The sequence below is a fragment of the Edaphobacter bradus genome (genome assembly GCF_025685645.1).
Classification (GTDB): domain Bacteria; phylum Acidobacteriota; class Terriglobia; order Terriglobales; family Acidobacteriaceae; genus Edaphobacter; species Edaphobacter bradus.
Window position 1 is genome coordinate 1,100,574 of the sequence record NZ_JAGSYF010000002.1, and the last position, 22,236, is coordinate 1,122,809.

26 protein-coding genes are annotated in these 22,236 nt (G+C 61.2%); 8 read left to right on the forward strand and 18 right to left on the reverse strand.

Features of this window, described 5'->3' with window-relative positions:
- Positions 1 to 30: 30 nt before the first annotated feature.
- Positions 31 to 1,497, forward strand: a complete 1,467-nt coding sequence (gene purF / locus OHL16_RS10710) for an amidophosphoribosyltransferase (protein WP_263367450.1) — start codon at positions 31 to 33, stop codon at positions 1,495 to 1,497.
- A 52-nt stretch (positions 1,498 to 1,549) separates the two neighbouring features.
- Here purF and OHL16_RS10715 read toward each other — a convergent pair whose 3' ends face one another.
- Together OHL16_RS10715 and purD are read right to left on the reverse strand one after the other, a co-directional pair.
- Positions 1,550 to 2,044 carry a DinB family protein gene (locus OHL16_RS10715; protein WP_263367115.1) on the reverse strand — a complete coding sequence of 165 codons (495 nt, stop codon included), beginning with the start codon at positions 2,042 to 2,044 and terminating at the stop codon, positions 1,550 to 1,552.
- 4 nt (positions 2,045 to 2,048) lie between these two features.
- Complete coding sequence (purD, locus tag OHL16_RS10720; protein ID WP_263367116.1) at positions 2,049 to 3,320, reverse strand: phosphoribosylamine--glycine ligase; 1,272 nt, start codon at positions 3,318 to 3,320, stop codon at positions 2,049 to 2,051.
- 553 nt (positions 3,321 to 3,873) lie between these two features.
- On the opposite strand from purD, the gene OHL16_RS10725 reads away from it, so the two are divergent.
- Positions 3,874 to 4,623, forward strand: a complete 750-nt coding sequence (locus tag OHL16_RS10725) for a helix-turn-helix domain-containing protein (RefSeq protein ID WP_263367117.1) — start codon at positions 3,874 to 3,876, stop codon at positions 4,621 to 4,623.
- A 352-nt stretch (positions 4,624 to 4,975) separates the two neighbouring features.
- Here the strand turns inward: OHL16_RS10725 and OHL16_RS10730 are convergent, their stop codons facing one another.
- From OHL16_RS10730 to OHL16_RS10740, 3 genes are all read right to left on the reverse strand, one after another.
- Positions 4,976 to 5,680 carry a ribonuclease HI family protein gene (locus OHL16_RS10730; RefSeq protein ID WP_263367118.1) on the reverse strand — a complete coding sequence of 235 codons (705 nt, stop codon included), beginning with the start codon at positions 5,678 to 5,680 and terminating at the stop codon, positions 4,976 to 4,978.
- A gap of 345 nt (positions 5,681 to 6,025) precedes the next feature.
- Positions 6,026 to 6,808: a hypothetical protein gene (locus OHL16_RS10735; protein WP_263367119.1), complete on the reverse strand. Its 783-nt coding sequence runs from the start codon at positions 6,806 to 6,808 to the stop codon at positions 6,026 to 6,028.
- Between the two features lie 358 nt (positions 6,809 to 7,166).
- On the reverse strand, positions 7,167 to 7,979 hold the full coding sequence (locus tag OHL16_RS10740; RefSeq protein ID WP_263367120.1) for an ATP-binding cassette domain-containing protein: 813 nt from the start codon (positions 7,977 to 7,979) through the stop codon (positions 7,167 to 7,169).
- A gap of 96 nt (positions 7,980 to 8,075) precedes the next feature.
- On the opposite strand from OHL16_RS10740, the gene OHL16_RS10745 reads away from it, so the two are divergent.
- A complete protein-coding gene (locus OHL16_RS10745; protein WP_263367121.1) occupies positions 8,076 to 9,743 on the forward strand; it encodes a hypothetical protein in 1,668 nt (555 codons plus the stop codon).
- Between the two features lie 137 nt (positions 9,744 to 9,880).
- Complete coding sequence (locus tag OHL16_RS10750) at positions 9,881 to 10,105, forward strand: hypothetical protein (RefSeq protein WP_263367122.1); 225 nt, start codon at positions 9,881 to 9,883, stop codon at positions 10,103 to 10,105.
- 80 nt (positions 10,106 to 10,185) lie between these two features.
- On the opposite strand, the gene OHL16_RS10755 is transcribed toward OHL16_RS10750, so the two are convergent.
- The 3 genes from OHL16_RS10755 to OHL16_RS10765 form a co-directional block, all read right to left on the reverse strand.
- On the reverse strand, positions 10,186 to 10,593 hold the full coding sequence (locus OHL16_RS10755) for a DUF1801 domain-containing protein (RefSeq protein ID WP_263367123.1): 408 nt from the start codon (positions 10,591 to 10,593) through the stop codon (positions 10,186 to 10,188).
- A gap of 248 nt (positions 10,594 to 10,841) precedes the next feature.
- Positions 10,842 to 11,441 carry a hypothetical protein gene (locus OHL16_RS10760; protein WP_263367124.1) on the reverse strand — a complete coding sequence of 200 codons (600 nt, stop codon included), beginning with the start codon at positions 11,439 to 11,441 and terminating at the stop codon, positions 10,842 to 10,844.
- A 267-nt stretch (positions 11,442 to 11,708) separates the two neighbouring features.
- Positions 11,709 to 12,731, reverse strand: coding sequence for a proline iminopeptidase-family hydrolase (locus OHL16_RS10765; RefSeq protein ID WP_263367125.1), 1,023 nt, complete (start codon positions 12,729 to 12,731; stop codon positions 11,709 to 11,711).
- Positions 12,732 to 12,747: 16 nt separating this feature from the next.
- Here OHL16_RS10765 and OHL16_RS10770 point away from each other — a divergent pair, with 16 nt between their 5' ends.
- Positions 12,748 to 12,900: a hypothetical protein gene (locus tag OHL16_RS10770; RefSeq protein ID WP_263367126.1), complete on the forward strand. Its 153-nt coding sequence runs from the start codon at positions 12,748 to 12,750 to the stop codon at positions 12,898 to 12,900.
- 93 nt (positions 12,901 to 12,993) lie between these two features.
- Here the strand turns inward: OHL16_RS10770 and OHL16_RS10775 are convergent, their stop codons facing one another.
- Genes OHL16_RS10775 through OHL16_RS10785 form a run of 3 tightly spaced genes read right to left on the reverse strand, consistent with a single transcriptional unit; the run spans position 12,994 to position 15,175 of the window.
- Positions 12,994 to 13,626, reverse strand: a complete 633-nt coding sequence (locus OHL16_RS10775; protein ID WP_263367127.1) for a cation diffusion facilitator family transporter — start codon at positions 13,624 to 13,626, stop codon at positions 12,994 to 12,996.
- Between the two features lie 16 nt (positions 13,627 to 13,642).
- On the reverse strand, positions 13,643 to 14,482 hold the full coding sequence (locus OHL16_RS10780) for a hypothetical protein (protein WP_263367128.1): 840 nt from the start codon (positions 14,480 to 14,482) through the stop codon (positions 13,643 to 13,645).
- Between the two features lie 27 nt (positions 14,483 to 14,509).
- Positions 14,510 to 15,175: a TetR/AcrR family transcriptional regulator gene (locus OHL16_RS10785; RefSeq protein WP_263367129.1), complete on the reverse strand. Its 666-nt coding sequence runs from the start codon at positions 15,173 to 15,175 to the stop codon at positions 14,510 to 14,512.
- A gap of 107 nt (positions 15,176 to 15,282) precedes the next feature.
- Here OHL16_RS10785 and OHL16_RS10790 point away from each other — a divergent pair, with 107 nt between their 5' ends.
- The gene (locus OHL16_RS10790) at positions 15,283 to 16,236 is read left to right on the forward strand and encodes an NAD-dependent epimerase/dehydratase family protein (RefSeq protein WP_263367130.1); all 954 of its coding nucleotides are present in this window, start codon (positions 15,283 to 15,285) and stop codon (positions 16,234 to 16,236) included.
- Positions 16,237 to 16,303: 67 nt separating this feature from the next.
- Here the strand turns inward: OHL16_RS10790 and OHL16_RS10795 are convergent, their stop codons facing one another.
- The 4 genes from OHL16_RS10795 to OHL16_RS10810 all read right to left on the reverse strand — a co-directional run bounded on the left by OHL16_RS10795 (position 16,304) and on the right by OHL16_RS10810 (position 19,190).
- Entirely contained in the window at positions 16,304 to 17,200 is an 897-nt protein-coding gene (locus OHL16_RS10795) for a pirin family protein (RefSeq protein ID WP_263367131.1), read from the reverse strand.
- A 55-nt stretch (positions 17,201 to 17,255) separates the two neighbouring features.
- Complete coding sequence (locus tag OHL16_RS10800) at positions 17,256 to 17,708, reverse strand: MarR family winged helix-turn-helix transcriptional regulator (protein ID WP_263367132.1); 453 nt, start codon at positions 17,706 to 17,708, stop codon at positions 17,256 to 17,258.
- Between the two features lie 143 nt (positions 17,709 to 17,851).
- Positions 17,852 to 18,310 carry a DUF6326 family protein gene (locus tag OHL16_RS10805; protein ID WP_263367133.1) on the reverse strand — a complete coding sequence of 153 codons (459 nt, stop codon included), beginning with the start codon at positions 18,308 to 18,310 and terminating at the stop codon, positions 17,852 to 17,854.
- A gap of 241 nt (positions 18,311 to 18,551) precedes the next feature.
- The gene (locus OHL16_RS10810) at positions 18,552 to 19,190 is read right to left on the reverse strand and encodes a TetR/AcrR family transcriptional regulator (protein ID WP_263367134.1); all 639 of its coding nucleotides are present in this window, start codon (positions 19,188 to 19,190) and stop codon (positions 18,552 to 18,554) included.
- 121 nt (positions 19,191 to 19,311) lie between these two features.
- Here OHL16_RS10810 and OHL16_RS10815 point away from each other — a divergent pair, with 121 nt between their 5' ends.
- Positions 19,312 to 19,932 (forward strand): FMN-dependent NADH-azoreductase, encoded by a 621-nt coding sequence (locus OHL16_RS10815; protein WP_263367135.1) that lies wholly within the window; start codon positions 19,312 to 19,314, stop codon positions 19,930 to 19,932.
- 218 nt (positions 19,933 to 20,150) lie between these two features.
- On the opposite strand, the gene OHL16_RS10820 is transcribed toward OHL16_RS10815, so the two are convergent.
- From OHL16_RS10820 to OHL16_RS10830, 3 genes are all read right to left on the reverse strand, one after another.
- Positions 20,151 to 20,561: a hypothetical protein gene (locus OHL16_RS10820; RefSeq protein ID WP_263367136.1), complete on the reverse strand. Its 411-nt coding sequence runs from the start codon at positions 20,559 to 20,561 to the stop codon at positions 20,151 to 20,153.
- Positions 20,562 to 20,655: 94 nt separating this feature from the next.
- Positions 20,656 to 21,315 carry a hypothetical protein gene (locus OHL16_RS10825; RefSeq protein ID WP_263367137.1) on the reverse strand — a complete coding sequence of 220 codons (660 nt, stop codon included), beginning with the start codon at positions 21,313 to 21,315 and terminating at the stop codon, positions 20,656 to 20,658.
- A gap of 19 nt (positions 21,316 to 21,334) precedes the next feature.
- Positions 21,335 to 21,781, reverse strand: a complete 447-nt coding sequence (locus OHL16_RS10830) for a MarR family winged helix-turn-helix transcriptional regulator (RefSeq protein WP_263367138.1) — start codon at positions 21,779 to 21,781, stop codon at positions 21,335 to 21,337.
- 132 nt (positions 21,782 to 21,913) lie between these two features.
- Between OHL16_RS10830 and OHL16_RS10835 the strand changes: the two genes are divergently transcribed.
- Positions 21,914 to 22,216 (forward strand): DUF962 domain-containing protein, encoded by a 303-nt coding sequence (locus OHL16_RS10835; protein ID WP_263367139.1) that lies wholly within the window; start codon positions 21,914 to 21,916, stop codon positions 22,214 to 22,216.
- Positions 22,217 to 22,236: the final 20 nt, after the last annotated feature.

A 22,236-nucleotide genomic window follows, 5' to 3' on the forward strand; every position in this document is an offset into this window, starting at 1 on the left:
GCTGCGCTGCGGAATGACAACCAAGAAGCGATGTTCGCTGAGGACGACGTGACTCTGTGCGAAGCTGACGGACATTTCGACAAGCTGCGTGAAGAGTGCGGCGTGATGGCGATTTACAACCATCCGGATGCGGCTCGGCTGACGTACTGGGGGTTGTACTCGCTGCAGCATCGCGGGCAGGAGTCGGCGGGGATTGCCTCGGCCGATGGACAGGAGGTCAACGACATCAAGGGCATGGGCCTGGTGTCGGAGATCTTCACCGATGAGGTGTTGGCGAAGCTGCCGGGCTATCTTGCGATCGGGCATACGCGCTACTCGACGACGGGCGACTCGGCGCTGCTGAATGCGCAGCCGATTGCGGTCGAGAGCACGAAGGGACTCATCGCGATTGCTCATAACGGCAACCTCGTCAATCTTGGCAATTCGAAGGAACGTCTTGAGCGCGACGGCGCCGTCTTCCAGACGACGTCGGACTCCGAGATCATTGTGCAGCTCATCGCCCACTCGAAGCAGACGACGCTGGTCGACTGCATCGCCGACTCGCTCTCGCAGGTTGAGGGCGCGTTCTCCATCGTGATGATGACGCGCAACCGCATCTTCGCCGCGCGCGATCCGCATGGTCTGCGTCCGCTCTCGATGGGTAGGATTCCCGGCGTCAATGGCGCGCCGGACACGTTTGTGTTTGCTTCCGAGACGTGCGCGTTCGACCTGCTGCACGCGAAGTACGAGCGCGATGTGAAGCCGGGCGAGCTGGTGATGGTCTCCGAGGATGGAGTGACTTCGCGGTACTTCGACACGACGACGAAGCAGGCGAGCTGCATCTTCGAGCACGTTTACTTCGCGCGGCCGGACTCGAAGATCTTTGGCCGCTGGGTGCAGCAGAGCCGCGAGCTGATGGGCCGCACGCTAGCGCGTGAGTCGGGCGTGCCTGCCGACCTCGTGGTGCCGGTGCCGGACTCGGGCGTGACGGCAGCGCTGGGCTACGCGGCGGAGTCGGGGATTCCGTTCAACCTCGGGCTGATTCGCAACCACTACGTCGGCAGGACGTTCATCCAGCCGGAGCAGCGCGTGCGCGACTTCGGCGTGAGGATGAAGCTGAATCCGGTGCGCTCGCTGCTTGAGGGCAAGCGCGTCATCCTGATCGACGACTCGATCATCCGGGGAACGACGTCGCGGAAGATCGTCCGGATGGTACGGGCCGCGGGCGCGAAAGAGGTGCATCTGCGCATCTCGTGTCCGCCGACGATCTCGCCGTGCTTCTATGGCGTCGATACTCCGAGCAAGAAGGACCTGATCGCGGCGAACCATTCCGTCGAGGAGATACGGCAGTTCATCGAGGCGGACTCGCTGGCGTACCTGTCGCTCGAAGGGATGCTGCATAGCTGCACGAGCGGCGACGCGACACCGAATGGCTACTGCACAGCCTGCTACACAGGCGACTATCCGACGTCGTGGGTGGATGTGTCGGAGATTCTGCCTGCGGTGGCGGTTCGGTAAGGCGAAAAGCAGATTCCTCCGCTGCGCTGCGGAATGACAACCAAGAGAGAAGCTAGACTCGCTCGACTCCAATGAAGAGGTAGTCGCCGGGCCAGGTGGGTTTGTAGCCGTGCTGGCGGACGAGCGTGCCGAGTTGCGCGTAGTGGCGCAGGCTGTGCAGCAGCGCGTGGAAGTAGATGGTCTTGAGCGAGGCGCGCAGGGAACCGTAGGAGCGGGTCTGGAACTCGATCATCTCGCTCCAGTCGTGATTCGCGGCGAGGGCTCGCTTCAAGATTTGGGTGGCGCGGTCGTGGGTGGCGTAGAGGGCTTCAACCGAGTCGTAGGCGACTTGCTCGTAGGGCGTCTCGGGGATGTGGGCGATGCGCTCGGCGTAGCGGAGTTCGACTGCGACGATGTGCTGCATGAACTCGGCGATGGTCTTCGTGTTGGCGATGTCGCAGGGAATGGCGAGGATGTCCGGGTGCTCGGCGAGGAACTTGCGCCAGTGGTCGGAGGTGGTCTCGTACCACTTGAGGACGTCTTGCGCGGTGAGGATGGGTTCGCTCATGCTTCTATTCTCCTCTCAAGGCGCGGTAGCCGATGTCGCGGCGGTAGTGCATGCCTTCGAACGAGATGGTTTCGAGGCGCGTGTAGATGCGGTCCAGCGCGGTTGCCAGATCGGGAGCAGCGGCGGAGACGGCGAGGACGCGGCCTCCGGCGGTGACTAGCTGGTTGTCCTTGATGGCGGTTCCGGCGTGGAAGATGACGACGCCGTCTGCGGCTTCACTGGTCACTCCGCTGATGGGCTTTCCGAAGGCGTATTTGCCGGGGTAGCCTCCGCTGGCGGCGATGACGGTGGCGCTGGCTCCGGGCTTGAGGCGGATGGGAAGGCCCTGCGCGTTGCCGTCGATGGAGGCGTTGAAGAGGTCGAGGATGTCGGTTTCGAGGCGGAGGACGATGGCCTCGGTCTCGGGGTCTCCCCAGCGGGTGTTGAACTCGAGGACCATGGGGCCGCGCGGCGACATCATGAGGCCGATGAAGAGGATTCCCTTGAAGGGTGTGCCTTCAGACTTCATGCCGTCGACGGTGCGCTGGGCGATGTTCCTGGTGACCCAGTGGGTCATGGCCGGGGTGAGGAGTCCGTCGGTGGAGTAGGCTCCCATGCCTCCGGTGTTGGGGCCGGTGTCGCCTTCGCCGACGCGCTTGTGGTCCTGCGCGGTGGCGATGGGCAGGGCGTGCTTGCCGTCGCAGAGGGCGAAGAAGGAGACCTCCTCGCCAGTGAGGAACTCCTCGAGGACGATCTCAGGGTCGGGAGCGCCGGTGAGGACTCCGGAGAAGATCTCGCCGGCGGCGGACTCGGCCTCGAGGCGGGTGTGGCAGATGACGACGCCCTTGCCGGCGGCGAGGCCGGAGGCCTTGACCACGACGGGGAGGGAGAAGCGGAGGAGCTCCTCGCGGACCTGGTCGAGTGTGGTGCAGAGCGCGTAGGCGGCGGTGGGGATGCCGTGGCGCTGCATGAAGGACTTGGCGAAGGCCTTCGAGGATTCGAGCTGCGCGGCGTCCTTCGTGGGGCCGAAGACGCGGTGGTGGCGGCGCTGGAGCGCGTCGACGAGGCCGAGGGCGAGCGGGACCTCGGGGCCGATGACGGTGAGGGCGGGGTTCTCATGCTCGACGAGGGCGATCATGGCGGTGAGATCGTTGACGCTGACCGGCTCGGTGCGGGCGATGGCGGCGATGCCTCCGTTGCCGGGGGCACAGACGACCTCGGTGACGGAGGGGGATTTGAGGAGAGACCAGACGAGGGCGTGTTCGCGGCCTCCGCCGCCGATGACGAGGATCTTCATGACATCTCCGAGGGTAGCATCTTCAGGGGGTACTCCCCCCTGGGGTGTTTTCGTGCAAAATATTCATTCTATTGGCTTTAGATCTGGACCTTGAATGTAAGGTCTTCCATTCAAAGGGGTTAGGTATCAAAGTATTGAAAATACGGTTGTTAGTTGCTGGTTGTTAGTTGTTCGTTGAACTGCCCTGCCGGGGCGAGCCTGTTCTTAGTTCTATTTTAATGGATTGACAGGAACTACTCTGCCACGGGGAAGTGGTTTGTTTTGTTTTGGTTGAGTGGTTTGGGGGCTTGACAGGAGTTTCGCTCAGGGCAGGCTGCTGCGTTGCGAAGTGACAATAAAATGCAACGGCAAAGACAAAGGCGAACGCAAAGGGCGCAAAGGCAAAACGCGAAGGGCGCGAAGGTGAACGTGATCAGGGCCTTAAATGCAGTGGGGTGGACATCCATTTGATGGCGTCGCAACATCTGTTTGCATACCAAATCTGTTTTTTTGAGGCAGGCCGCTTGTGACCTTCTCTTCGTCTCGTGCAGATTCGCGTTCTGAGAAGCTTTCGTTGCCTCCTGGCACGGCGATGGAAGGGGAGGGTCAGGGTCACGACCCGCGGAAGGTATATGTCGATGGCGAGGTGGTGGAGGACCTGATTGCGCAGAAGCGCATCGGCGAGCGCATCAAGGCACTGCGGTTGAAGCGGTCGATGGGGCTGGTGGAACTGGGGCGGCATACGGGGCTCTCGGCAAGCTATCTGTCGCAGCTGGAGACGGGGAGGGTGGTCCCGACGCTGCGGAACCTGGCGCGGATCGCGATGGTGTTCTCGAAGGACCTGACCTATTTCTTTGAGCCTGATCCGACGGCGTTGTTCCGGCTGCATCGGCGGAAGGATAGGGTGCGGTTGCCACAGAGCGGGGTGGGGGACCCGGAGTACTTCTTTGAGAGCCTGGCGTACCTGGTTCCGGATCGACAGCTCGATCCGTACTATGCGGAGTTTCTGCCGTGCAAGGCGCGGCGTGAGCGACGGGCGCATCAGCATGCGGGGTGCGAGTTTCTGTTTGTGATGTCGGGAAGGCTGGAGGTGCGGCACGGGGAGACAGCGCACACGCTGGAGCCAGGGGATTCAGCGTACTTCGACGCAGGGACGGTGCACAGCTACTCGTGTGTTGGCGATGCTCCTGCAATGACGGTGATTGTGACGCTGCCGGAGACACAGGTGAATGGGCATCGGCGGAATGGAAATGGAGCAACGACGCTGCGGCCGATGGGAGAGCTCGCTCGGGCCAGGGGGAATGGAGTGGGGGCGAGGGGCTAGTTGAGGCTTATGAGTCCAGGTGGCTGTCTAGGACAGGAAAGGCAAAGGCCGGGTGGGGATAGGGGATTCTTTCCCACCCATGCCGCGATGTGGCTGCGGCATGAATGGGGCACCCGAGCGTGGGTGGCTCTTCAGGCGGACAGCAGATTCCTCGGCTTCGCTCGGAATGACAACCAGAAAGGTGAGCGGCTCTGTGGCTGGGAGGCGTGGTTATTTCCCACCCATGCCGCGATGAGGCTGCGGCATGAATGGGGCGCCCGAGCTTTGGTGGCTCTCCAGGCGAACAGCAGATTCCTCGGCCTCGCTCGGAATGACAACCAAAAATGATGGTCGGAATGACAACCAAAAGGTGCTACTCGCGGATGATCTTGACGAAGATTCCGTTGGGGAGGTTGTGGCCGCCGAGGATGTGGATGACTCCGTCGCGGGTGAAGCCTCGGAGCATTGTGCCGGACTGGGTTGAGGGCTGGGCTGGCGTTTGGGCTGGAGGCTGGTCTGGGTTGGGTGGGGCTTCGGATTTTTGTGGGTAGGGCGTGGCCTTGAGCGGTGCGGGGGCGGGTTGGCCGGGGGCGTGGGGCCTCTTCATGCCGCGGTCCATGGCCTCGTTGGCGAGGCGGTCGGCGTCCTTGTTCTTGTGGCGCAGGGCGTGGGAGATTTCGAAGCCCTTGAGACGGGCGATGCGGGATTTGGCCTCCTGCCAGAGGGGCTTGAGGTCTGGGGAGTTGACCTTGTACTTGCCCTGAATCTGCTTGACCATGAGCTCGGAGTCGGAGACGACGCGGAGGCGGGGGTGGTTGTGGTCGAGCGCGTACTGGAGGACGGCGAGGAGGCCGGAGTACTCGGCGTAGTTGTTGGTGCGGACGCCGAGGAACTCGCTGAGCTCGGCGATGGGCTCACCGCTGGGGCCGGTGATGACGGCTCCGTAGCCGGCAGGGCCGGGATTGCCGCGGGCTCCGCCGTCGCAGTGGGCGTTGATCCAACCATGGGAGGGCTGCGCGGTGGAGGCGGGCTGGGGGGCTTCGGCGAAGAGGGAGGGGGAGGTGGTGCGTGACGGCATGGGTAATAGGTTACAGGCAGAGCATGTGACGGCGGGAATACGTCTGCTCGCCGGAAAGACTTGTTGCCTTGTGGAGATGTTTTGATGATGTCTTGTCATTCTGCCACCGATTCATCCACACAAGCGCGTTTGTCGTTACCTATTCTCTGACTTTGTCCAAATCGCGTTCAATGAGTGCATTGCCCTGGTGGCAATAATTGAGATCGAAGTTTCCGCATTGCCGGTAATACGTCCAAAATGCCGCGTTTCGCAGAATCTCGGTGAGTGACTCGGCGATGATGCGCCACCTGAGTTAAGATCACCGCATTTCCTGCCCAGCCGGCAACGATCTCGATGTCCTTGCCTCTATCGCACGATAAAGCTAGCAATCCGCATCCACCACGCAGGCTCCGCCAGCATTGTGTGTTCCACGAACTGCTGTCCCACGATGAGGATGGGCAGCACGCAATAGTAGACCCTATGAACCCGCTGGGTGACGATAAGGTCGCGGGCCACGCCCAGTAAAATCACGGCGGCAACCCAGTAATAGGAGTAGTGCGCGAACGGCTGCGGAAACCGCGAAAAGGCGGGCGCCAGCAGCATACAGGTCGCCAGTAGGATTAGCCGCCGGTGCAGCTCCGGTTTCCTTCGCCAGTAGACAGACAGCCAGAACAGCGCAGTGAAGCAGGCGATATTCCACAAAGAACCCAGCTGCGCGGCCAGGCGCATGCGCGCAAGCCCGTCATGATGTATGCCGTTCAGCGCGAAAAGCGGGTGAGCATTCAGGTACTGGAGCTCAAAACGAGTCATCACAACGGACGTGACAACGCCCACCACCGTCATCGCCGTTGCCAGTCCGGCCCCGCCCCACCCTAACGTTCGGTGCATCGTTATGTTGCGCACCCGTACCAGTGCCGACTGAGCAATAAGGAACGCCATCCAGAGGGAGAACAGAATGGAATGGACCCAAAGGATTACCGGGCGTGGCGGCCCCTCAAGCAACCGCGGTTCAATCCGTCTCGCGAAACCGTATGCCACGATAGCGGTTGCCAGGAGAGTCATACCGAAATAGAACCAGCGATTCAGGACGGCAGCCATCTTCCTCGACGCTGGTGGCGTCTGCGGAAGAGCTTCGACGGAAGTCGTCATGCGGACCTCAACTTGAAATGCGGAGAGTCGTGCCAGCGTACAGCCTTGAGCAGCCTTGAGCAACTTCCAAATAGGCTAGAAGGCAACGGCTGGCCGGCATTCATTCGGAAAATTATCCGGCACCCGGCCTTTACTCAACTCGTGACAACAGGGCAATGCACTCATTGACTGCGAAGCGGACGTATTGTCGGCAATACGGAAGTTTGGATTTGGACGAGCTCGACGAGTGCCAAATCGCTAATGCACTCATTGGACCGGGTCGGTCCCGATATGTCGGCATATGTTCAGAGATTCATAGGTACTCGGTCAGACGGGCAGATTGCTTTGAATACCTTCAAACACAAATCAGGTTTGATACTTAGGCGAGAGTGGCCAGCGGTTGGGTGCGGTCGGTTTGCATGGTGGGGACGGAGGCGAGGAGGCGGCGGGTGTAGGGGTGCTGCGGCGAGCGGAAGAGCTCGCGGGCGGGGGCCTGCTCGACGATTGAGCCGCGGTGCATGACGGCGACGCGGTCGGCGACCTGCGAGACTACGGCGAGGTCGTGAGAGATGAAGAGCATCGAGAGGTTGTGCGAGAGGCGGAGGCGGTTGAGCAGCGCGAGGATCTGGGCCTGCACGGTGACGTCGAGCGCGGTGGTGGGCTCGTCGGCGATGATGAGGCGCGGGCGGTTGATGAGTGCCTGGGCGATGAGGATGCGCTGGCGCTGGCCTCCGGAGAACTGGTGCGGGTAGTCGCGGAGGCGGCGCTCGGGGTCGGGGAGAGCAACCTCGTGGAGGGCTTCGAGGACGCGGTCGCGGATGGCGGTGCGAGAGAGGTTGCGGTGATGGACCTGAAGTGCCTCGGTGATCTGCTGGCCGATGGGCATGACCGGGTTGAGGGCGGTCATGGGCTCCTGGAAGATCATGGCGATGTCGCGTCCGCGGTGGCGGCGCATCGCGTCCTCGGAGAGCGTGAGCAGGTTGGAGCCGGCGAAGGCGACGGAGCCGGTGATGGTCGCGCTGGGAGGGAGCAGGCGCAGGACGGCGAGCGAGGTGGCGGACTTTCCAGAGCCGGATTCGCCGACGAGGCCGAGGGTTTCGCCCTCGTTGATGTGGAAGGAGATGCTGTCGACGGCGGGACGGGAGCCGAAGGCGATGGAGAGGTTTTCGACTTGGAGGAGCGGCGGGTTCACTGAGTGCCATAGTAACGGAGCGGAGAGGCGTGGACTTTGGGGTGAGAGTGAGCGTCTAAACTTCTGACAAGGCGTATGAGGAAGAGTGGGTTTGGCGTGAGGATGGGTTGGCTGGGGCTGGCGGTTTCGCTGGCAGGGTGTGCTGCGGGCGATGCGGCGTGGGGACAGACACACAAGGTCGCCAAGCCTGAGCAGGTGGTGCGCGCGGTGGGCGTGTATGAGTGGACGGGCGATCTGGCCAGACCGAAGGCGAGCCGGCTGGTTCCGGTGTCGATCTATATCGAGGGGGAGTACCGGGACGCGGGAGTGTACGTCTCGCGGCCGGTTCCGTTTGCTCTGCTGACGGGGAACGTCTACGAGCTGGAGTCGAGCGGCGAGCCGAAGGGGACGCTGGAGCTGTCGTTTGCGCGGCATGTGCAGGCGACGGATGCGGCGGGCGATGTGCTGTTTGAGGATGGCTGGCTGGGCTATGGGGTCTACCACGCTTCTCCGCTGGTGGCGGTGAACAAGCTGCAGCCCTCGAAGACGCCGCCGGTAATTGTGGCTTCGGGTGGGGATGCGGGGAAACCACATCTGGTGATCAAGAGCCCGGATGCAGGGACGAAGACGGACTCGGGGTCTGCGTCTGGCAGCTCGACGGCGGATGATCCTGACCGGCCTACGATGAAGCGGCATGATTCGAGTGGCGGTGATTCGACGGCTTCGAGCGGGAGTGGCGCGGCCGGCGGGAACAGCCCGGAGGACAACGATCCGGATCGGCCTACGCTGAAGCGGCGGTCGCCGGAGGAGGCGAAGAAGGCGAAGGACAGGAATTCGGTGAGCGGCGGTGCGGGGCTGGCGCTGAATGACGATCCGGACCGGCCGACGCTGCACCACGGCAAGGCGCCGGGGTCGATGCGGGACGAGGACCTTCCGGGGCTGAAGGGGATTCCGGCGGACATGCACCAGATGGTGGCGGTGTCGGACGCAGCGAACCGGCAGCCGCATGTGTTTGCGCGGGCGTGGGAGGACGATCAGGAGCGCGCGGTGGTGCTGGCGAAGATGCAGGCTCTGGCGCGGGCGAAGCTGGCGACGTATAAGAGCGGGCCCGCTCCGGTCGCGATTGCGAGTGGCGCTTCGGGGTCGGGGTCGGGAACGGGGGCGACTGCGGGGAGTGCGAAGGCCGCGGACTCCTCGGCGGTGGCTGCGACGGCGGAGGCGGACCCGGGGGCTCCGGTGTTGAAGCGCGGGATTCCGGCGAAGACGGCGACGCGGGCTGCTTCGGTGGCCACGTCCGCTCCGGCGGCGAAGACGGCGGCGACGAAGACGGCGGCAGCGCGCGGGGCGGGTGCGCACGGGACGGGTGCAAACGGGACGAGGGCGCACGGGACGGGGGCGAAGACGAGCGCGGCTCCTGTGGGGGTGGCGCTGGTCGATGACGAGCTGCGTGGTTTCACGCTGAGCTATGGGGGTGATCCGATTTTTGTGTACATGGCGCACACGGATGGCGTGGGCGCGGAGCTGAGGTATGTGACGGTAGTAGCGCAGGCGAATGGATTGGGCGGAGGCCTGGGCGACTTGAATCTGGCGATGGCGAGCGTGACGGACTCCGTGCATCTGGACCGCACGCCGAGGATGCTGCTGGTGGATGCGGTCGACGCGGAGGCGAGCAACCGCGCGAGCCTGCTGTTTGAGCTGCGCGGGCAGAGCTCGCGGCAGTTCGCGCTGTATCGCGTGATTGCAGCTAAGCCGGAGCAGCTTTTTGTGACGGGAAGCACGGAGTAGCGCGAACGGCGCGTCGCGCATTCCTGCTGAAGATCGAGAGGGAATGGACGCGCCATGATGGATTTGTCGATGGGTTTGCCGATGTGTTTATCGGTGGATTTGTCGATGGGTTTATCGGATTTTATTATGGAGATGAAATGGCTTTTCCCATCAAAGTTTGTGTCATCTGTTCAGAAGAGTTCGAGTTGAAGCCGGATAAGCCCGGTTTCGCCAATCGGTGCCCGGAGTGCAGCGCCTCCGATGAAGTAATAGACCCCGTAACGAAGCGCCGCATGGACGCCGACGAACGCAAGGCCCAGAGTGAAGCGAACGAGGCCAGGAGAAAGGCGATCCGCGAGCTCCTTTATCGCAAGGACAGCTAACGGCCTTCCGTGGGTTGAAGCATATAACTCCCCTTCTGTTGCGAAAGGCCGTTTGTACGTCATACCCCTGAGAGCCGGGCTTATTTCTTCCTGGCTACCCGTTGAGCGCGCGCTGCGGAGTTGGCCGCCACCGCGGCGCGGATGAGTTGCTTGAAGGCAGCTTCGTTGATCTTCTCCCCTTCGCGGAGATCGATCGCACGCCGCACGTTCCCTTCCAGGCTGGAATTGAAGAGCGTCTTCGGGTCTTCGATGGAGGCTCCGCGAGCAAAGGTGAGCTTCACGACCTGCTTGTACGATTCCCCTGTGCAGACGATGCCGTCATGGGACCAGACGGGGGTGCCGGGCGACGCGGGCTTCACCCATTTCCACTCCTCCTGGATGTCGGGGTCGGCATCGTGGATGAGCTGACGGAGATGAGCGAGGGTCTTCCCGCGCCAGTCTCCAAGTTCCTTGATCTTCTGGTCGATGAATGCAGAGGCGGATTCCATTGGGACGGGCCCTTTCATGTCAGTTCCAACTCTCGCTGCTAATTTAGCTGCGTTGAGCATAACCTGCAACCTTCGCAAGGAAGCCTCTTGTGGTTCGGCCGCAGCTCGGAAAGCTAGTAAGCGCCAGGGATGAATCTTCTGAATCGATAGACCGACCAGTCTAGAACCCATCTCATAAATGCCTCTGGTGGGTGAAGCTTGGCACAATTACTTCCGGATTGCCGACAACACGCTCGTTATCCCGCTATTCACCCTGCCAGTGTTAGTGCGACCCCAGCCTCTTTCGCCAATCGAGCACCTTCATGTAGCGCCAGCCACGCTGTTCTAAAGTCCTCGATGAGTTCCATTGAGTCTCCTTCGCGGAAGGGTTGGTAATCATTGATTGCCGCTGCGGTCTGGTCAGAAACCTGTCCGTCTTCAATTGGTATGCCAAGATCGCCAGCGAGCCAGCCGAGTTCTTCCAGCAGTCCATCGAGCGAACCGACCCATATCGCAATCATGTTCCCCGCTATCCGTTCTTGGTACTTGGTCTCGTAGGGTTTCCGGAGCTTCGCAGGCACGAAGACCACTCTGTAGGGGTTGTCGCGGACGAGGGCGAGATGGGCACTGTTCATCAATTGGGTGCCCCGATATGCGACCTCGATTAGGACACGGGAAGAGTGGTGATCGAGGGCTGAACGCCCAAACATGTGTCCGATGTAGACATTTGGCGGTGGGTCAGGATCGATGTATGCAGCAAATCGGTTCGCCGCGAGTACCTCGTTGATCGCTTTCACTAGGGTGTCCGCGAGACCTCGGGAATCTTCCGTGTACGAGCCGCGGATACCCATGAACATTCCAGTCGACATGGGACGATTGTCTCATCGCGTGGAAGTTCGACATCCGGCTTCAGTGCCGCTCAGCGCGGTAGCTGCCGTATTACCGGCAATACGGAAGTTCACCGAGTGCGAGCAAACACAGCTTGCTGATTTATGAGGTAGGTTCTACTCTATTCTGTTGCTTGTTCTGGCTGTGCATTTCGGCGTGGCTGCGCCAGGCACGCTACCCACGACAGCGGATGCCTATGAGTTGACGTTGATGAAGACTGCCAGGCATCACGCCGGAGAGACCCGGAGCTAGACGGCTTTCAGAAAAGCAAGAAGGTGATGGAAGTAGGTGGCCTGGTCGTCCCACATTGCCAGATGGCTTCCGTTGGGGCAGATGGCGGATGTGGCGTTAGGCATCAGTGATGCGATCTTCTGCATGTCCGCCGGATCCATCTCGTCGTGGGCCGCACCGAGGGTGAGCGCTTTCGTTTTGATCTCGTGCAGACGGTCCCAGCGTTCCCAGTCGCGAAGATTTCCCGTAACTTCGAACTCGCTCTTCCCCTGCATCTGGTTGTAAATCTTGTCGTTTGCCCGGCCAAAGGCGCGAGTGACGGGCTCGGGCCAGGGCTGGAGACGACAGATCATCTTCGTATACAGATCGTCCATGACGATGCGCTGGTACTCGGGATTGTCGTAGTCCTTTGCTGCTTCCATCGCGTTGAACCGCGTCAGGGTTGCGGGAGGAAGAAGCTGCGTCTTCAGGGCAGCGGTCCGCTTGAGGTAGGACTGGATGCCGGCAGTCATGTTGGAGATGACGAGTCCGCGCAGAGGCTGCGGGAAGTTCAACGCGTACTCGATCGCGAGGATGCCGCCCCAGGAGTGGCCGTAGAGAACGAAGTGGTCGAGGCCGAGACCACGGCGGACCTCCTCGACCTCAGCGAGATAGCGCGGGAGCGTCCACAGTGTGGGATCGTCCGGCCGATCAGAGTTGCCGCAGCCAAGCTGGTCGTAGTAGTACATCTCGATGCCGGCCTGCGGTAGAAAGGACTCCATCGCCTCGAGGTAATCGTGCGAGAAGCCTGGGCCGCCATGCAGCAACAGCACCTTCACCGGACCTGCGCCCATCCGCTTGGTCCAGACCTTGTACTTGCCTCCGAATACGGGAACCATGCGGATGCCTGCGACACGAATGCCTCCCGGATTCAGGGCGTCCGGGGTCTGAGCTGAGTCTGGAGAAGCGGCAGGATTCGTTTGCGCGGCCAGAGGCAGAGATGACGAGCACGCCGCAGCAGCGAGTGCGGCAGAGGAGCTGAGAAAGTGCCTACGGTTCATTTAGTGAGAACATACCATGCTCAGTAGCTTCGCGCTGATACCGCCTGGGAGCTTTGCCCATCACTCGCTTGAAGGCGTTGCCGAAGGCGCTTATGCAATCGATCCGGAGGCAGCGGAACGGTTGTGGACCTTGAGCGAAGACCTTACCGGCGTGAAGTTTGACTCCTGAGATCAAAGCGGGTCGATGGCTTATTTCGTGGCTTTTGGAGGGCTGTCCTTCAGAAGCCTGCTCTCTCAGCCGGACCAGAGAAAAAGATTTGCGTCAGCAGCACCCACAAGCCTGTCCCTTCCACGCGCGGCGAGCCTCAACCAGCAGCAGAGGGATCAGGCAGGCAACGGCTGCCGAGTCGATCCACCAAAGCGGATGTATTGCCTGAAGCAGCAGGGATAGAAGCGTGATCGCGGCAAGATAGGCGCAGGTCGCAGACTGCACGGCGTCAGCAGCCAAGGCGCGATTGCGGGTCGCATTTGCGTGGCGGCGTTTCAACACCGCCAGAATCGGCATGATGAGAAGTGCACCCAAGGTGATCCCCATACCCAGGTAGCTGCGCTCTGGAACTACCTTGTAACGGGCAGCAAGCAGAGCAAGCATAACGATAACTCCCGTAAGGAGAAAGAGCAGGCCGCCTGCAATGCGAGCCGCCCTGAGAGCTGAGACTCTGAAGGCCTTGCCGAACTGAAGCATAATGACAACCGCTGAAAGAAGCTCGACGAAGCTGTCCGAGGCGAAGGCTGCTATCGGGAGACTGCGCGCTCTGGCCGCAGCGACAAACGAGCCACCGCCCTCGACGAGCATCCAGCCGATGGTGATCGCCTGGAGCACGAACACATAGCGACGCGCATCTGGTTTGCCGCCGTACTCCGCTGCCGGCTGGCAATGCGATGTCTGTGTCATCGTGTTGCCTCTACCTCTATTGTTCACCATGAGACCTCCAAAGCCGGTGAGGTAGAAGGTAGGTGAAGCCTGCGAAGCCCTCCCATTGGGTTGAGGAGGAGGTAAGGCCATGATCGAATCCGGCGTCTACCACCAGATTCTTCCTGATTGGGTAGGAGAGCGCCCACAGGTTGCCAACAGCATTCCCGCGGATGAGTGGCTGCGTAAAGTGCCAGAGTTCTCCAGCCACGGTGAACGGCCCGAGCGGATGAGAGACAGAGAGGGTCTGACCGAACTGCCCGCGACGAACGATGCCTTGGGCCTGTTCGGAAAAGATACCGTTCATATCGAAGTGGAAACCGCCGAAATCTTCACTCAAGAGAAAGAGCGCGCTCTGACGAAAGGTCCCGATGTCGACCTCCGGTGCGGGACTTTCGTAGAGGCGGCGGATGTAGCTGAGGCTGATGGTGGGTTTGTGGCCCTCCCCTGGCAACACAACTGCTTGCACTCCGGCGAAGACTTCGCCGGGACGGTTCCCCGAAAGGGCATCTCCAGTCGCTCCGTTGGCATGGACGTGCGGCTCGGATAAGGCAAGCAACTGAAGCCGGGACGCAACGGTCAATTTGGTGACCTGGTTGATTCCGAATCGAGTGTCGAATTCAGGCGAGGTGTTGGCATAGAGGCCGCCATTCTCGAATTGCAGGTATCCCACGGGAGTCAACGTCGCGGGAGTTGAGACGGTCGGACGGCCGGGGTTTGCCTCGGGTGTTTCGGCGGTAGGCGATTGGGCACAAATCTGCGCGACGCACAGCAATGCGGTGATCCCAGCGGTGATCCCAGCAGTGATGCTGACAAGGGCGCAGTGGAAGAGTCTCATCGATGCAAATCTCAAGAAAGATAAGGGTCAAGCCGACGGTTTTATTCCAGGTCGGTTGTGCTTTTTGGCTGGTGTGGGTGTGGCGAGGCCTTGGAGGAAGGTGTCGGCCATCAGGCTGGTGAGGGTCTCGGCGGGTGAGGTGGGGAAGGCGGGGCAGGTGAGCTTGAGGCTGACGATGCCGTGGAGCCCGGCCCAGATGGTCTCGGCCAACTCGATGGGGGTGGCCTTGTTGGCGCGGAATCCGGCGGCAATGAGGTCCTGCGCGATCTCGACGAGCAGCGTGTAGGAGCGGGTGGCGGGGTCGTCGGCGGACTGTTCGGCGAAGACGGCGGTGAGGTAGGCGGGGTCCTCCATGAAGATAAGCGAGTAGGTCTGCGGATTTTTGAGGCCAAAGCTGACGTAGGCGTGGCAGAGCGCGCGGAAGCGGGCAGCGGGTGTGGCGATGGCGTCTGTGGTGGCCGCGGTAAGGGTGGCGAGGAGATCGGCGTAACTGACGCGGCTGATCTCCTTGGCGATCTGGTCGCGGTTGCGGAAGTGCATGTAGATGGAGGCCGGAGAGTAGTCGACGCGCTCGGCGAGCTTGCGCATTGTGAGGGCGGCGAAGCCCTCGCGGGTGATGATCTCGCGGGCCTCGTCGAGGATGCTCTGGCGGATGTCCTGGCGGGCCTTCTCTCGGCGTTGCTGGGTTTTCATGGTTTTTCTTGACAGGCGCTGGGGTCAGTATAAACTGAACAGTGTTTGGTGAACGATGTTCAGTTTTATGAATGGCGTTCATATTCTCGAGAAAACGAGGAGGATGTATGGGAAAGATCGCTTTATTTGGAGCCGCCGGGGCGCTTGGGCGCGGCATTGCGGATGCGCTTGAGGCCCGGGGCGAAGGATATCGTGTAGTTGGCCGCGACAGGGCGAGCCTGGCCGAGGCGTTTGGCGGCAACCCGCAAGCGGAGATTGTGACGTGGAACCCGGACGATGCGGCTTCGGTGCGAGCCGTGGCGCGGGGCGTGGAGACGCTGATCTACCTGGTGGGGGTTCCGTACCACCGGTTTGAGGAGCATCCGATGGTGATGCAGAAGACGCTGGACGGTGCGATCGCCGAGGGTGTGAAGCGCGTGGTGCTGATCGGGACAGTGTATCCGTACGGCGCTCCGGTGACGGCGAAGGTGACGGAGGAGCATCCGCGGAATCCGCAGACGTACAAGGGCCGGAAGCGCAAGGAGCAGGAGGAGGTTCTTCTGGCGGCTCACAGGGCCGGGAAGATTCAGGCGACGATCCTACGTCTGCCGGATTTCTACGGGCCTGGGGTGACGAAGAGCTTTCTGGACGGGGTATTCACGGCTGCGGCGAACGGCGGGACAGCGAACATGATCGGGCCGATCGATACTCCGCACGAGTTCGTGTACGTGCCGGACGTGGGGCCGGTGGTGCTGGCGCTGGCCGAGAAGCCGGAGGCCTACGGGAGGTGGTGGAACCTCGCCGGGCCGGGCGCGACGACGCAGCGCAAGATGGCCGAGATGGCGTTCGCCGTGACGGGACGCAAGCCGAAGCTGCGCGTGGCAGGAGTGATGACGCTGCGGTTGGTGGGGCTGTTCAATCCCCTCATGCGCGAGATGGTGGAGATGCAGTACCTGCAGACGGCTCCGGTGCTGATGGATGATTCAGCGCTGACGAAGCTGCTGGGAGGGATCAGGAAGACCTCGTATGAAGAGGGTGTGCGGCGGAGCGTGGAGTATCAGCAGCGGAAGGCGAAGGGATAAAAGAAAAGGCCAGCCCGGATCTCTCCGGACCGGCCCAAATTTGACCAGACGTGTTGCTCGCAGCAGCTTAGTTGAGCTGGCCGAAGCGGCCGGACTTGTAGTCCGTGACGGCTTGCATGATCTCCTCGCGGGTGTTCATCACGAAGGGGCCATAGCTGGCGACGGGCTCGTTGATAGGCTCGCCGGTGAGGATGACGAGCGACGTGTCGGCGACGGCCTCGAGCGTGATGGACTCGCCCTCGGGGCTGAGCGTCGCGATCAGGGCTTCGCCAGTCAGTGCGGCATCGTTGAGCTTCACGTCGCCCTTGCGCAGGACGACCGAGGCGTTGTGGCCCGCAGGCAGCGGGAGTTCGACGCGCTCGCCAGCCTTGAGTTCGACATCCCAGAGGTTGACGGGGGTGAAGGTCTTCGCTGGGCCCTTTCGTCCGTTGAGCTCGCCGGCGATGATCCGGGTAAAGCCTCCATTGGGGCTTCCGCTGGCGAAGGGAACGACGGGGATCTGCGCTTTGGTGATGGCCTGGTAGCGCGGCTTGGACATCTTATCGGCCGCGGGAAGGTTGACCCAGAGCTGAATCATCTCGAAGGTTCCGCCCTCTTTGGTGAAGTCGGCCTCGTGCATCTCCTCGTGCAGGACTCCGGAGGCGGCGGTCATCCACTGGACGTCGCCGGGATAGATGACCCCGGAGTTTCCGGCGGAGTCGCGGTGTGCGACCGAGCCCTGGTAGGCGATGGTGACGGTCTCAAAGCCGCGATGCGGGTGCTCGCCGACGCCACGCGCGGTTTTGGCGGGCTTGAAGTACTTCGGGCCGGCATAGTCGAGCATGAGGAAGGGGTTGACCTCGCTCTCGAGCCCGTTGGACGGGAAGAGATTGCGGACAGGGAAGCCGTCGCCGACCCAGTGGTTCGAGCCGGGGCGATAGATGCCGAGGACCTTCTTCTGGCTGGTGCTGGTTGCGGTTGTCATGGTCGTTGTTGCTCCTTCCGGGGCCCGTTCGAGGCTCCCGATTGCTGCTTCGTGTTCAAAAACTCTGTTCGGTGGCGCGGCCTAGCTTCCGGAGAAGCGGCAGAAGAACGGCGCGGTCCGGGTCGCTGAAGCCAGCGACTGCCTGCTCCATCTCCTGTCGGTGCTGGGCGAAGGCACGTTCGATGAGCGCGCCGCCCTCGGGCGTGAGCTTGATGATTCGCGCGCGGCGGTCCGTGGCGTCGTCGCAGCGAGTCACAAGACCGCGTGCGACGAGGCGATCGACTGCAGTGGTCATCGACCCGCTGGTGAGCAGGACCTTTTCGCCCACCTGCTTCACGGTGAGCGGTCCCTTGTGGAGCAGGGCTTCGAGGACGCCGAAGTCCGAGGGCCCCATCTCAAAGCGCGCAATGCTGCGGGTGGAGTGGGCCTCCAAGGCTCGAGCCGCCTTCCAGAGGACGAGCCAGAGATGGATGCCGCTGAGGTCGGGTTGTTGTGCTGGGTTCGACATAGCTTGATATAGAGATGCTTGATATCAAGCTAGAGATTCAAAGGACGGCTCTCCGGCGGGTGGGCTATGGAATCAGTTGGTTGCGTTTGATCCAGTGGCAGGACTCTGGACTTCCCACTCTGTATGTTGCGAATTGGAAGGGATTAACGGGTTGGCTGCTTCTGCCAGGTCCATGCGTACCAGACGATGAGTGTTGTCAGTGTGATTTCTACTAATGCGAAAAAGACATAGAAGTGCCAGCCACCTTTCATCGCCAGAATCATGATCACTGTGTAGACCGTGCCAAAAATGATATTCATCCAGCGATTCACACGTGGAGGCAAGGCGAGTGACAGAAACACCATGAGGCTCGGAATTGCCATGACCGCAGCCATCCCCAATAGGACCCCCTGGGAGACGGCACCGAGAGCCATCCTTCCGACGATCATTTCCTGCAGTTTCCCAGGCTGATAAAGCTCGAAGTAGTCTCCATAGATGTAGAAGAACATCACGGCAGACCACAATGCGAAGAGCTTGAACTTCACGTGGATCTTGATGTCATCGAACGCTGAGGTGGCCTTGTTATCTTGACTTGGCGACGCTGCTTCGATCCGTTCCATCATTTCAGTGCCTCCAGGAAGGGCTGCCTACCTATTTCAGCGGCCACACTGGCGAGAACCTAACGAGTTTCATTGGCCCCGGCTAGCAGCCTTTTCCTTACGCACAAGCACTCTACCGGATGTGCGCCGTCCTTAGAAGCACATACAAGGACGGCAGCTCCATAGTTCGACCTTTGTTGTAGCCGAAGCACGGACAAAGTCCTCCCGTCCGGAGTGACAGGGTCTTTGACGCTAACTGGTTGATTTACTGGCTGGCTAACTCGCTGGCTTGATGGACGGCTGGCTCGCTGACTGGAGGCCTTGCTGTCTCGCTCAGAATCGGCACGACCATCCCGAGGATGGGCCCGACGATCTCTGTGGCGGGAGGGCGGTCGGGGGTCTGGAACCACTGCTTTGCCGCGCCGTAGATCGCCCAGCTTGCAGCGGTGGCGACGATCTCGGGGGTGAGGGCGGGGTTCTGGAGGGGCTGGTTCTCGACGCCCTTGAGGATGGTGCGGCGGATGGCCGCGACGATGGCCGCGTCGATGAGAGGGTCGAAGGCACGCTGCTTGGTGCAGTCGCCTCCGGATTGGCTCTGGACGAGGTAATCGCAGGTGGCAAGAATGATGGCGCTGGCGGCCGAGGGGCAGGTTCCGTCGAAGCCGACGTTGCGCTCCGCCAACAGGTGGTGGAATCCGCCGGCGATCATGGCTTCGAGCAGGGCGAACTTGTCGGTGTAGTGGTCGTAGAAGGTGGCGCGGTTGACTGTCGCGGCATCGGTGATGTCCTGCACCGAAATCTCGTCTAAGCTCTTTGACTCCATGAGGTTGCGCAGTGCTCCCTGTAGGAGCTGCCGGGTGCGGCGGATGCGCGGGTCACGAACTTCGCAGTCTGAGATAGGCATAACTTCTAACGATTAGAGGCTACCAGAAGAAAAAAGAATCTTAAATCGACAATTGTCGTCTACTCTGTTAACGACACCCGTTGGTTAGACGGCTTCTGTCGCACAAAGGAGATTTAGATTTATGGCTACGCTGCTACATGTCGATTCAAGTCCGCTGCAGAGCTCGATCAGCCGCGAGCTGACGAATGAGTTTGTGAAGACCTGGCAGGCGAAGAACCCCGCCGGTAAGGTGATCGCGCGCGACCTCGCGGCTAACCCGTCGAAGCCGCTGAACCAGACGTGGATTGGCGCCGCGTTCACGCCCGAGGGCGGACGCACCGAGGAGCAGAAGGCCGTGCTTGCGCCTTCGGACGCTCTGATTGCCGAGCTCGAGAAGGCCGATGAGATCGTGATCGGTGTTGCGATGCACAACTTCAGCATTCCGTCGGTCCTCAAGCTCTACATCGACCAGGTGGTCCGCAGCGGAAAGACCTTCGCCTACGGCGCGAACGGACCGCAGGGCCTGCTGCAGGGCAAGAAGGCAACGGTTCTGGTTGCCAGTGGCGGCGTGTATGAGGCGGGAACCCCTGCCGGCACGATGAACTTTGTCGAGCCTTATCTGCGCGCGGTGCTCGGCTTCATCGGAATCACCGATGTGCGGTTTGTGACCGCCGGCGGCGCGGCCCAGATCATGATGGGCGCTGTCGATCGCGAGTCGTTCCTGAAGCCGACGTTGGAGCAGGTTCGCGCACTGGCTGCCTAAGCCTGGGCGTTGCTCTCCAGCAAGAGCAAAAGACGTTTGAAGACAAGAAGGCGGAGTCCGCTCGATGGGAGCGAGCGGACTCCGCCTTTCTTGCTTGTGCTCAGGCAGCTTCGAAGCCGGCGCTGGAGCAGGTAAGGGCGCTGGCGGCGTAAAGGCAGAGAGTGGAAACGCAGGCGGAGTCTGCTTGTTGAGCGGACTCCGCTCTATCGCGAGGAGAGTCACTGCTGCGCTCCTGGGCCCATCAATGCCCTGAGCGGCATCAAGGGTCCGACCGGAATGTACTGGTAATCCATCAACTGTTCCTTCGCGAGCGGCAGCGTTTCCATAACGGCTCGTGCCTCGTCCTCGGTCTTCGCGTCGACCAGAAAGACGACGCCTTTGCCATCGCCGCGCGAATACCACTCGCGGATCTTCCCGTCGAGGTAGAGCTTCACGGTTGCCCGAACCTCTTCCGGGATGACAGCCATGATTTGTTGAGAGGTTACGCCCTGCCTAGGAGTCAGAATGACCAGCACTTCGGTGGTTTTAGGTATGGCTACGCCGGGCACGCCTGAGGCGGCCGCGGGCTGCGATTGCGCTGTACACGCTGCCGGTAGCATTGCGATGAGAAAAGCGATCATAAATTTCATCGGTTAGCCTCGGTTCCTGGATTGGTTCTTGGGTTGGTCGTTCCTGTGGTTTTTTGAATGGCGGTGTCCCATCATCCAGTCAGTTGAAAAGTTTTTATGCCGCGGATAGACCAGGCTGTTTTGTAACGCCGCTGTAGTTCTCAGCCGGCCAGCGCCTTGCCTGTGCGATCGAGATGATGTGGATGATAAGAAACAGCGGTACACCGAAGGTGGGGATGAAGCTCATCGGCAGCACCGTCATCGGCGCTGTGGGGATCCCATTCGGCTCCAGAATGCCAACGGCTGCGCCGAGCGAGAGCGCATTGACGAGGTCCGCGACTCCAAATAAATTCCATCGGATGAAGCCCGAGCGCGAGCGCTGGGCCGCCAGCCGCGCACCGACCGGCAATGCCGTGAGTCCAATCGCCATGTCTCCCAATCCCGCGGGCAGAGCGAACAGGCCGGGCAGAATTCCGTACGCATACAGCACGACGAAGACGAATCCCGCCCATCGAAACGAATGGATTGTGCTGAGCGTGCGCGGATCGATGGAGAGCACGAATTCGCGGAATGGCTTCGACGTTAGATACCAGATCGTGAAGATCGAGATCGGAACAAGAACCGCGAGCAGTAACGCAATGGGCGGCTGTCCTGGAGCGGTCTGGTACAGGTGGAACGACGATGCAGTGACGGCGAATATAGACCAGCCTGCGATGAGCCAGGCCACGACGCTTCTGTAATTGGTTTGGCCGTGAGTGGTTTGGGTGTGGGTCATGACGCGTCTCCTTGCGCCGCTAAGTCTCCGGCGCAGTTGTTGCTACGTTGGTGACTGTATCGGCGAGAGCCATGAGCTGCTCCCACCGCGAGTTGCCGAGCTGTCTCTGCAGCTTGCTTTGGATTTGCTCCCATAAGGGGAGCGCGCGCTTGAACAGGGCCTTGCCTTCAGAAGTCATGCTGATGCGCCACTCGCGGCGGTCGTCGCCGTGGCGCTTTGTCACCCAACCCTCGCGGATCATGATGGCGAGTGTGCGGGTCAGCGTCGTGCTGTCCATCGCGAGTATCTGGCCAAGCTGCCCCTGCGTCACATCGCCCGCAAGGGTAAGCACCTGCAGGATGGTGAATTGCGAGGACCGCAGGCCCGTGGGCCGGAGCGCCTCTTCGTAGATCTGGGTGAGTGCGCGGGAGGCTCGGCGAAGAGTGGCGCAAGTGCAGGGAAGGGCCGGGATTTGGAGCTCAGTCATGGTGTTATTGCAGTAGATGTATATGCATCTATTTTGGACGCACGAAAGTGGCGATTTTTTGGGGGGCTTCTAAATACAGAACCGGCGGTTTTTCGTGGCCTCCAGTGGCCGGAGAGGTTTAGTATTCCGCGCATGCTTGGAGGACGTAGTTGGGAGAGCTGGATCGCCGAGTATTCACAGAGCCATCAGCATCCGCTGAACAGGCTGACCCACACCTTTGGGATTCCGATGATCATCCTGTCGCTCGCGCTGTTCGTCGTCGCGATCGTGTGGCACGGAGTTCTGTGGTGGGCGGTGGGGTTGTTTGTGGTGGGATGGGCGCTGCAGTTCATCGGGCACGCGTTCGAGGGCAAGCCGCCGGAGTTCTTCAAGGACTGGCGGTTCCTGCTGGTGGGCTCGCGGTGGTGGGCGGCGAAGATAAGAGGCAAGGCGTAGGTCCTCCGCTTCCGGGGCGC

Excerpts from the sequence above, each read along its gene's own strand:
- purF (WP_263367450.1), top strand. The coding sequence starts at position 31 with ATGTTCGCTGAGGACGACGTGACTCTGTGCGAAGCTGACGGACATTTC.
- OHL16_RS10715 (WP_263367115.1), bottom strand. The coding sequence starts at position 2,044 with ATGAGCGAACCCATCCTCACCGCGCAAGACGTCCTCAAGTGGTACGAG.
- purD (WP_263367116.1), bottom strand. The coding sequence starts at position 3,320 with ATGAAGATCCTCGTCATCGGCGGCGGAGGCCGCGAACACGCCCTCGTC.
- OHL16_RS10730 (WP_263367118.1), bottom strand. The coding sequence starts at position 5,680 with ATGCCGTCACGCACCACCTCCCCCTCCCTCTTCGCCGAAGCCCCCCAG.
- OHL16_RS10735 (WP_263367119.1), bottom strand. The coding sequence starts at position 6,808 with ATGACGACTTCCGTCGAAGCTCTTCCGCAGACGCCACCAGCGTCGAGG.
- OHL16_RS10750 (WP_263367122.1), top strand. The coding sequence starts at position 9,881 with ATGGCTTTTCCCATCAAAGTTTGTGTCATCTGTTCAGAAGAGTTCGAG.
- OHL16_RS10755 (WP_263367123.1), bottom strand. The coding sequence starts at position 10,593 with ATGGAATCCGCCTCTGCATTCATCGACCAGAAGATCAAGGAACTTGGA.
- OHL16_RS10760 (WP_263367124.1), bottom strand. The coding sequence starts at position 11,441 with ATGTCGACTGGAATGTTCATGGGTATCCGCGGCTCGTACACGGAAGAT.
- OHL16_RS10765 (WP_263367125.1), bottom strand. The coding sequence starts at position 12,731 with ATGAACCGTAGGCACTTTCTCAGCTCCTCTGCCGCACTCGCTGCTGCG.
- OHL16_RS10770 (WP_263367126.1), top strand. The coding sequence starts at position 12,748 with ATGCTCAGTAGCTTCGCGCTGATACCGCCTGGGAGCTTTGCCCATCAC.
- OHL16_RS10775 (WP_263367127.1), bottom strand. The coding sequence starts at position 13,626 with ATGACACAGACATCGCATTGCCAGCCGGCAGCGGAGTACGGCGGCAAA.
- OHL16_RS10780 (WP_263367128.1), bottom strand. The coding sequence starts at position 14,482 with ATGAGACTCTTCCACTGCGCCCTTGTCAGCATCACTGCTGGGATCACC.
- OHL16_RS10785 (WP_263367129.1), bottom strand. The coding sequence starts at position 15,175 with ATGAAAACCCAGCAACGCCGAGAGAAGGCCCGCCAGGACATCCGCCAG.
- OHL16_RS10790 (WP_263367130.1), top strand. The coding sequence starts at position 15,283 with ATGGGAAAGATCGCTTTATTTGGAGCCGCCGGGGCGCTTGGGCGCGGC.
- OHL16_RS10795 (WP_263367131.1), bottom strand. The coding sequence starts at position 17,200 with ATGACAACCGCAACCAGCACCAGCCAGAAGAAGGTCCTCGGCATCTAT.
- OHL16_RS10800 (WP_263367132.1), bottom strand. The coding sequence starts at position 17,708 with ATGTCGAACCCAGCACAACAACCCGACCTCAGCGGCATCCATCTCTGG.
- OHL16_RS10805 (WP_263367133.1), bottom strand. The coding sequence starts at position 18,310 with ATGATGGAACGGATCGAAGCAGCGTCGCCAAGTCAAGATAACAAGGCC.
- OHL16_RS10810 (WP_263367134.1), bottom strand. The coding sequence starts at position 19,190 with ATGCCTATCTCAGACTGCGAAGTTCGTGACCCGCGCATCCGCCGCACC.
- OHL16_RS10815 (WP_263367135.1), top strand. The coding sequence starts at position 19,312 with ATGGCTACGCTGCTACATGTCGATTCAAGTCCGCTGCAGAGCTCGATC.
- OHL16_RS10820 (WP_263367136.1), bottom strand. The coding sequence starts at position 20,561 with ATGAAATTTATGATCGCTTTTCTCATCGCAATGCTACCGGCAGCGTGT.
- OHL16_RS10825 (WP_263367137.1), bottom strand. The coding sequence starts at position 21,315 with ATGACCCACACCCAAACCACTCACGGCCAAACCAATTACAGAAGCGTC.
- OHL16_RS10830 (WP_263367138.1), bottom strand. The coding sequence starts at position 21,781 with ATGACTGAGCTCCAAATCCCGGCCCTTCCCTGCACTTGCGCCACTCTT.
- OHL16_RS10835 (WP_263367139.1), top strand. The coding sequence starts at position 21,914 with ATGCTTGGAGGACGTAGTTGGGAGAGCTGGATCGCCGAGTATTCACAG.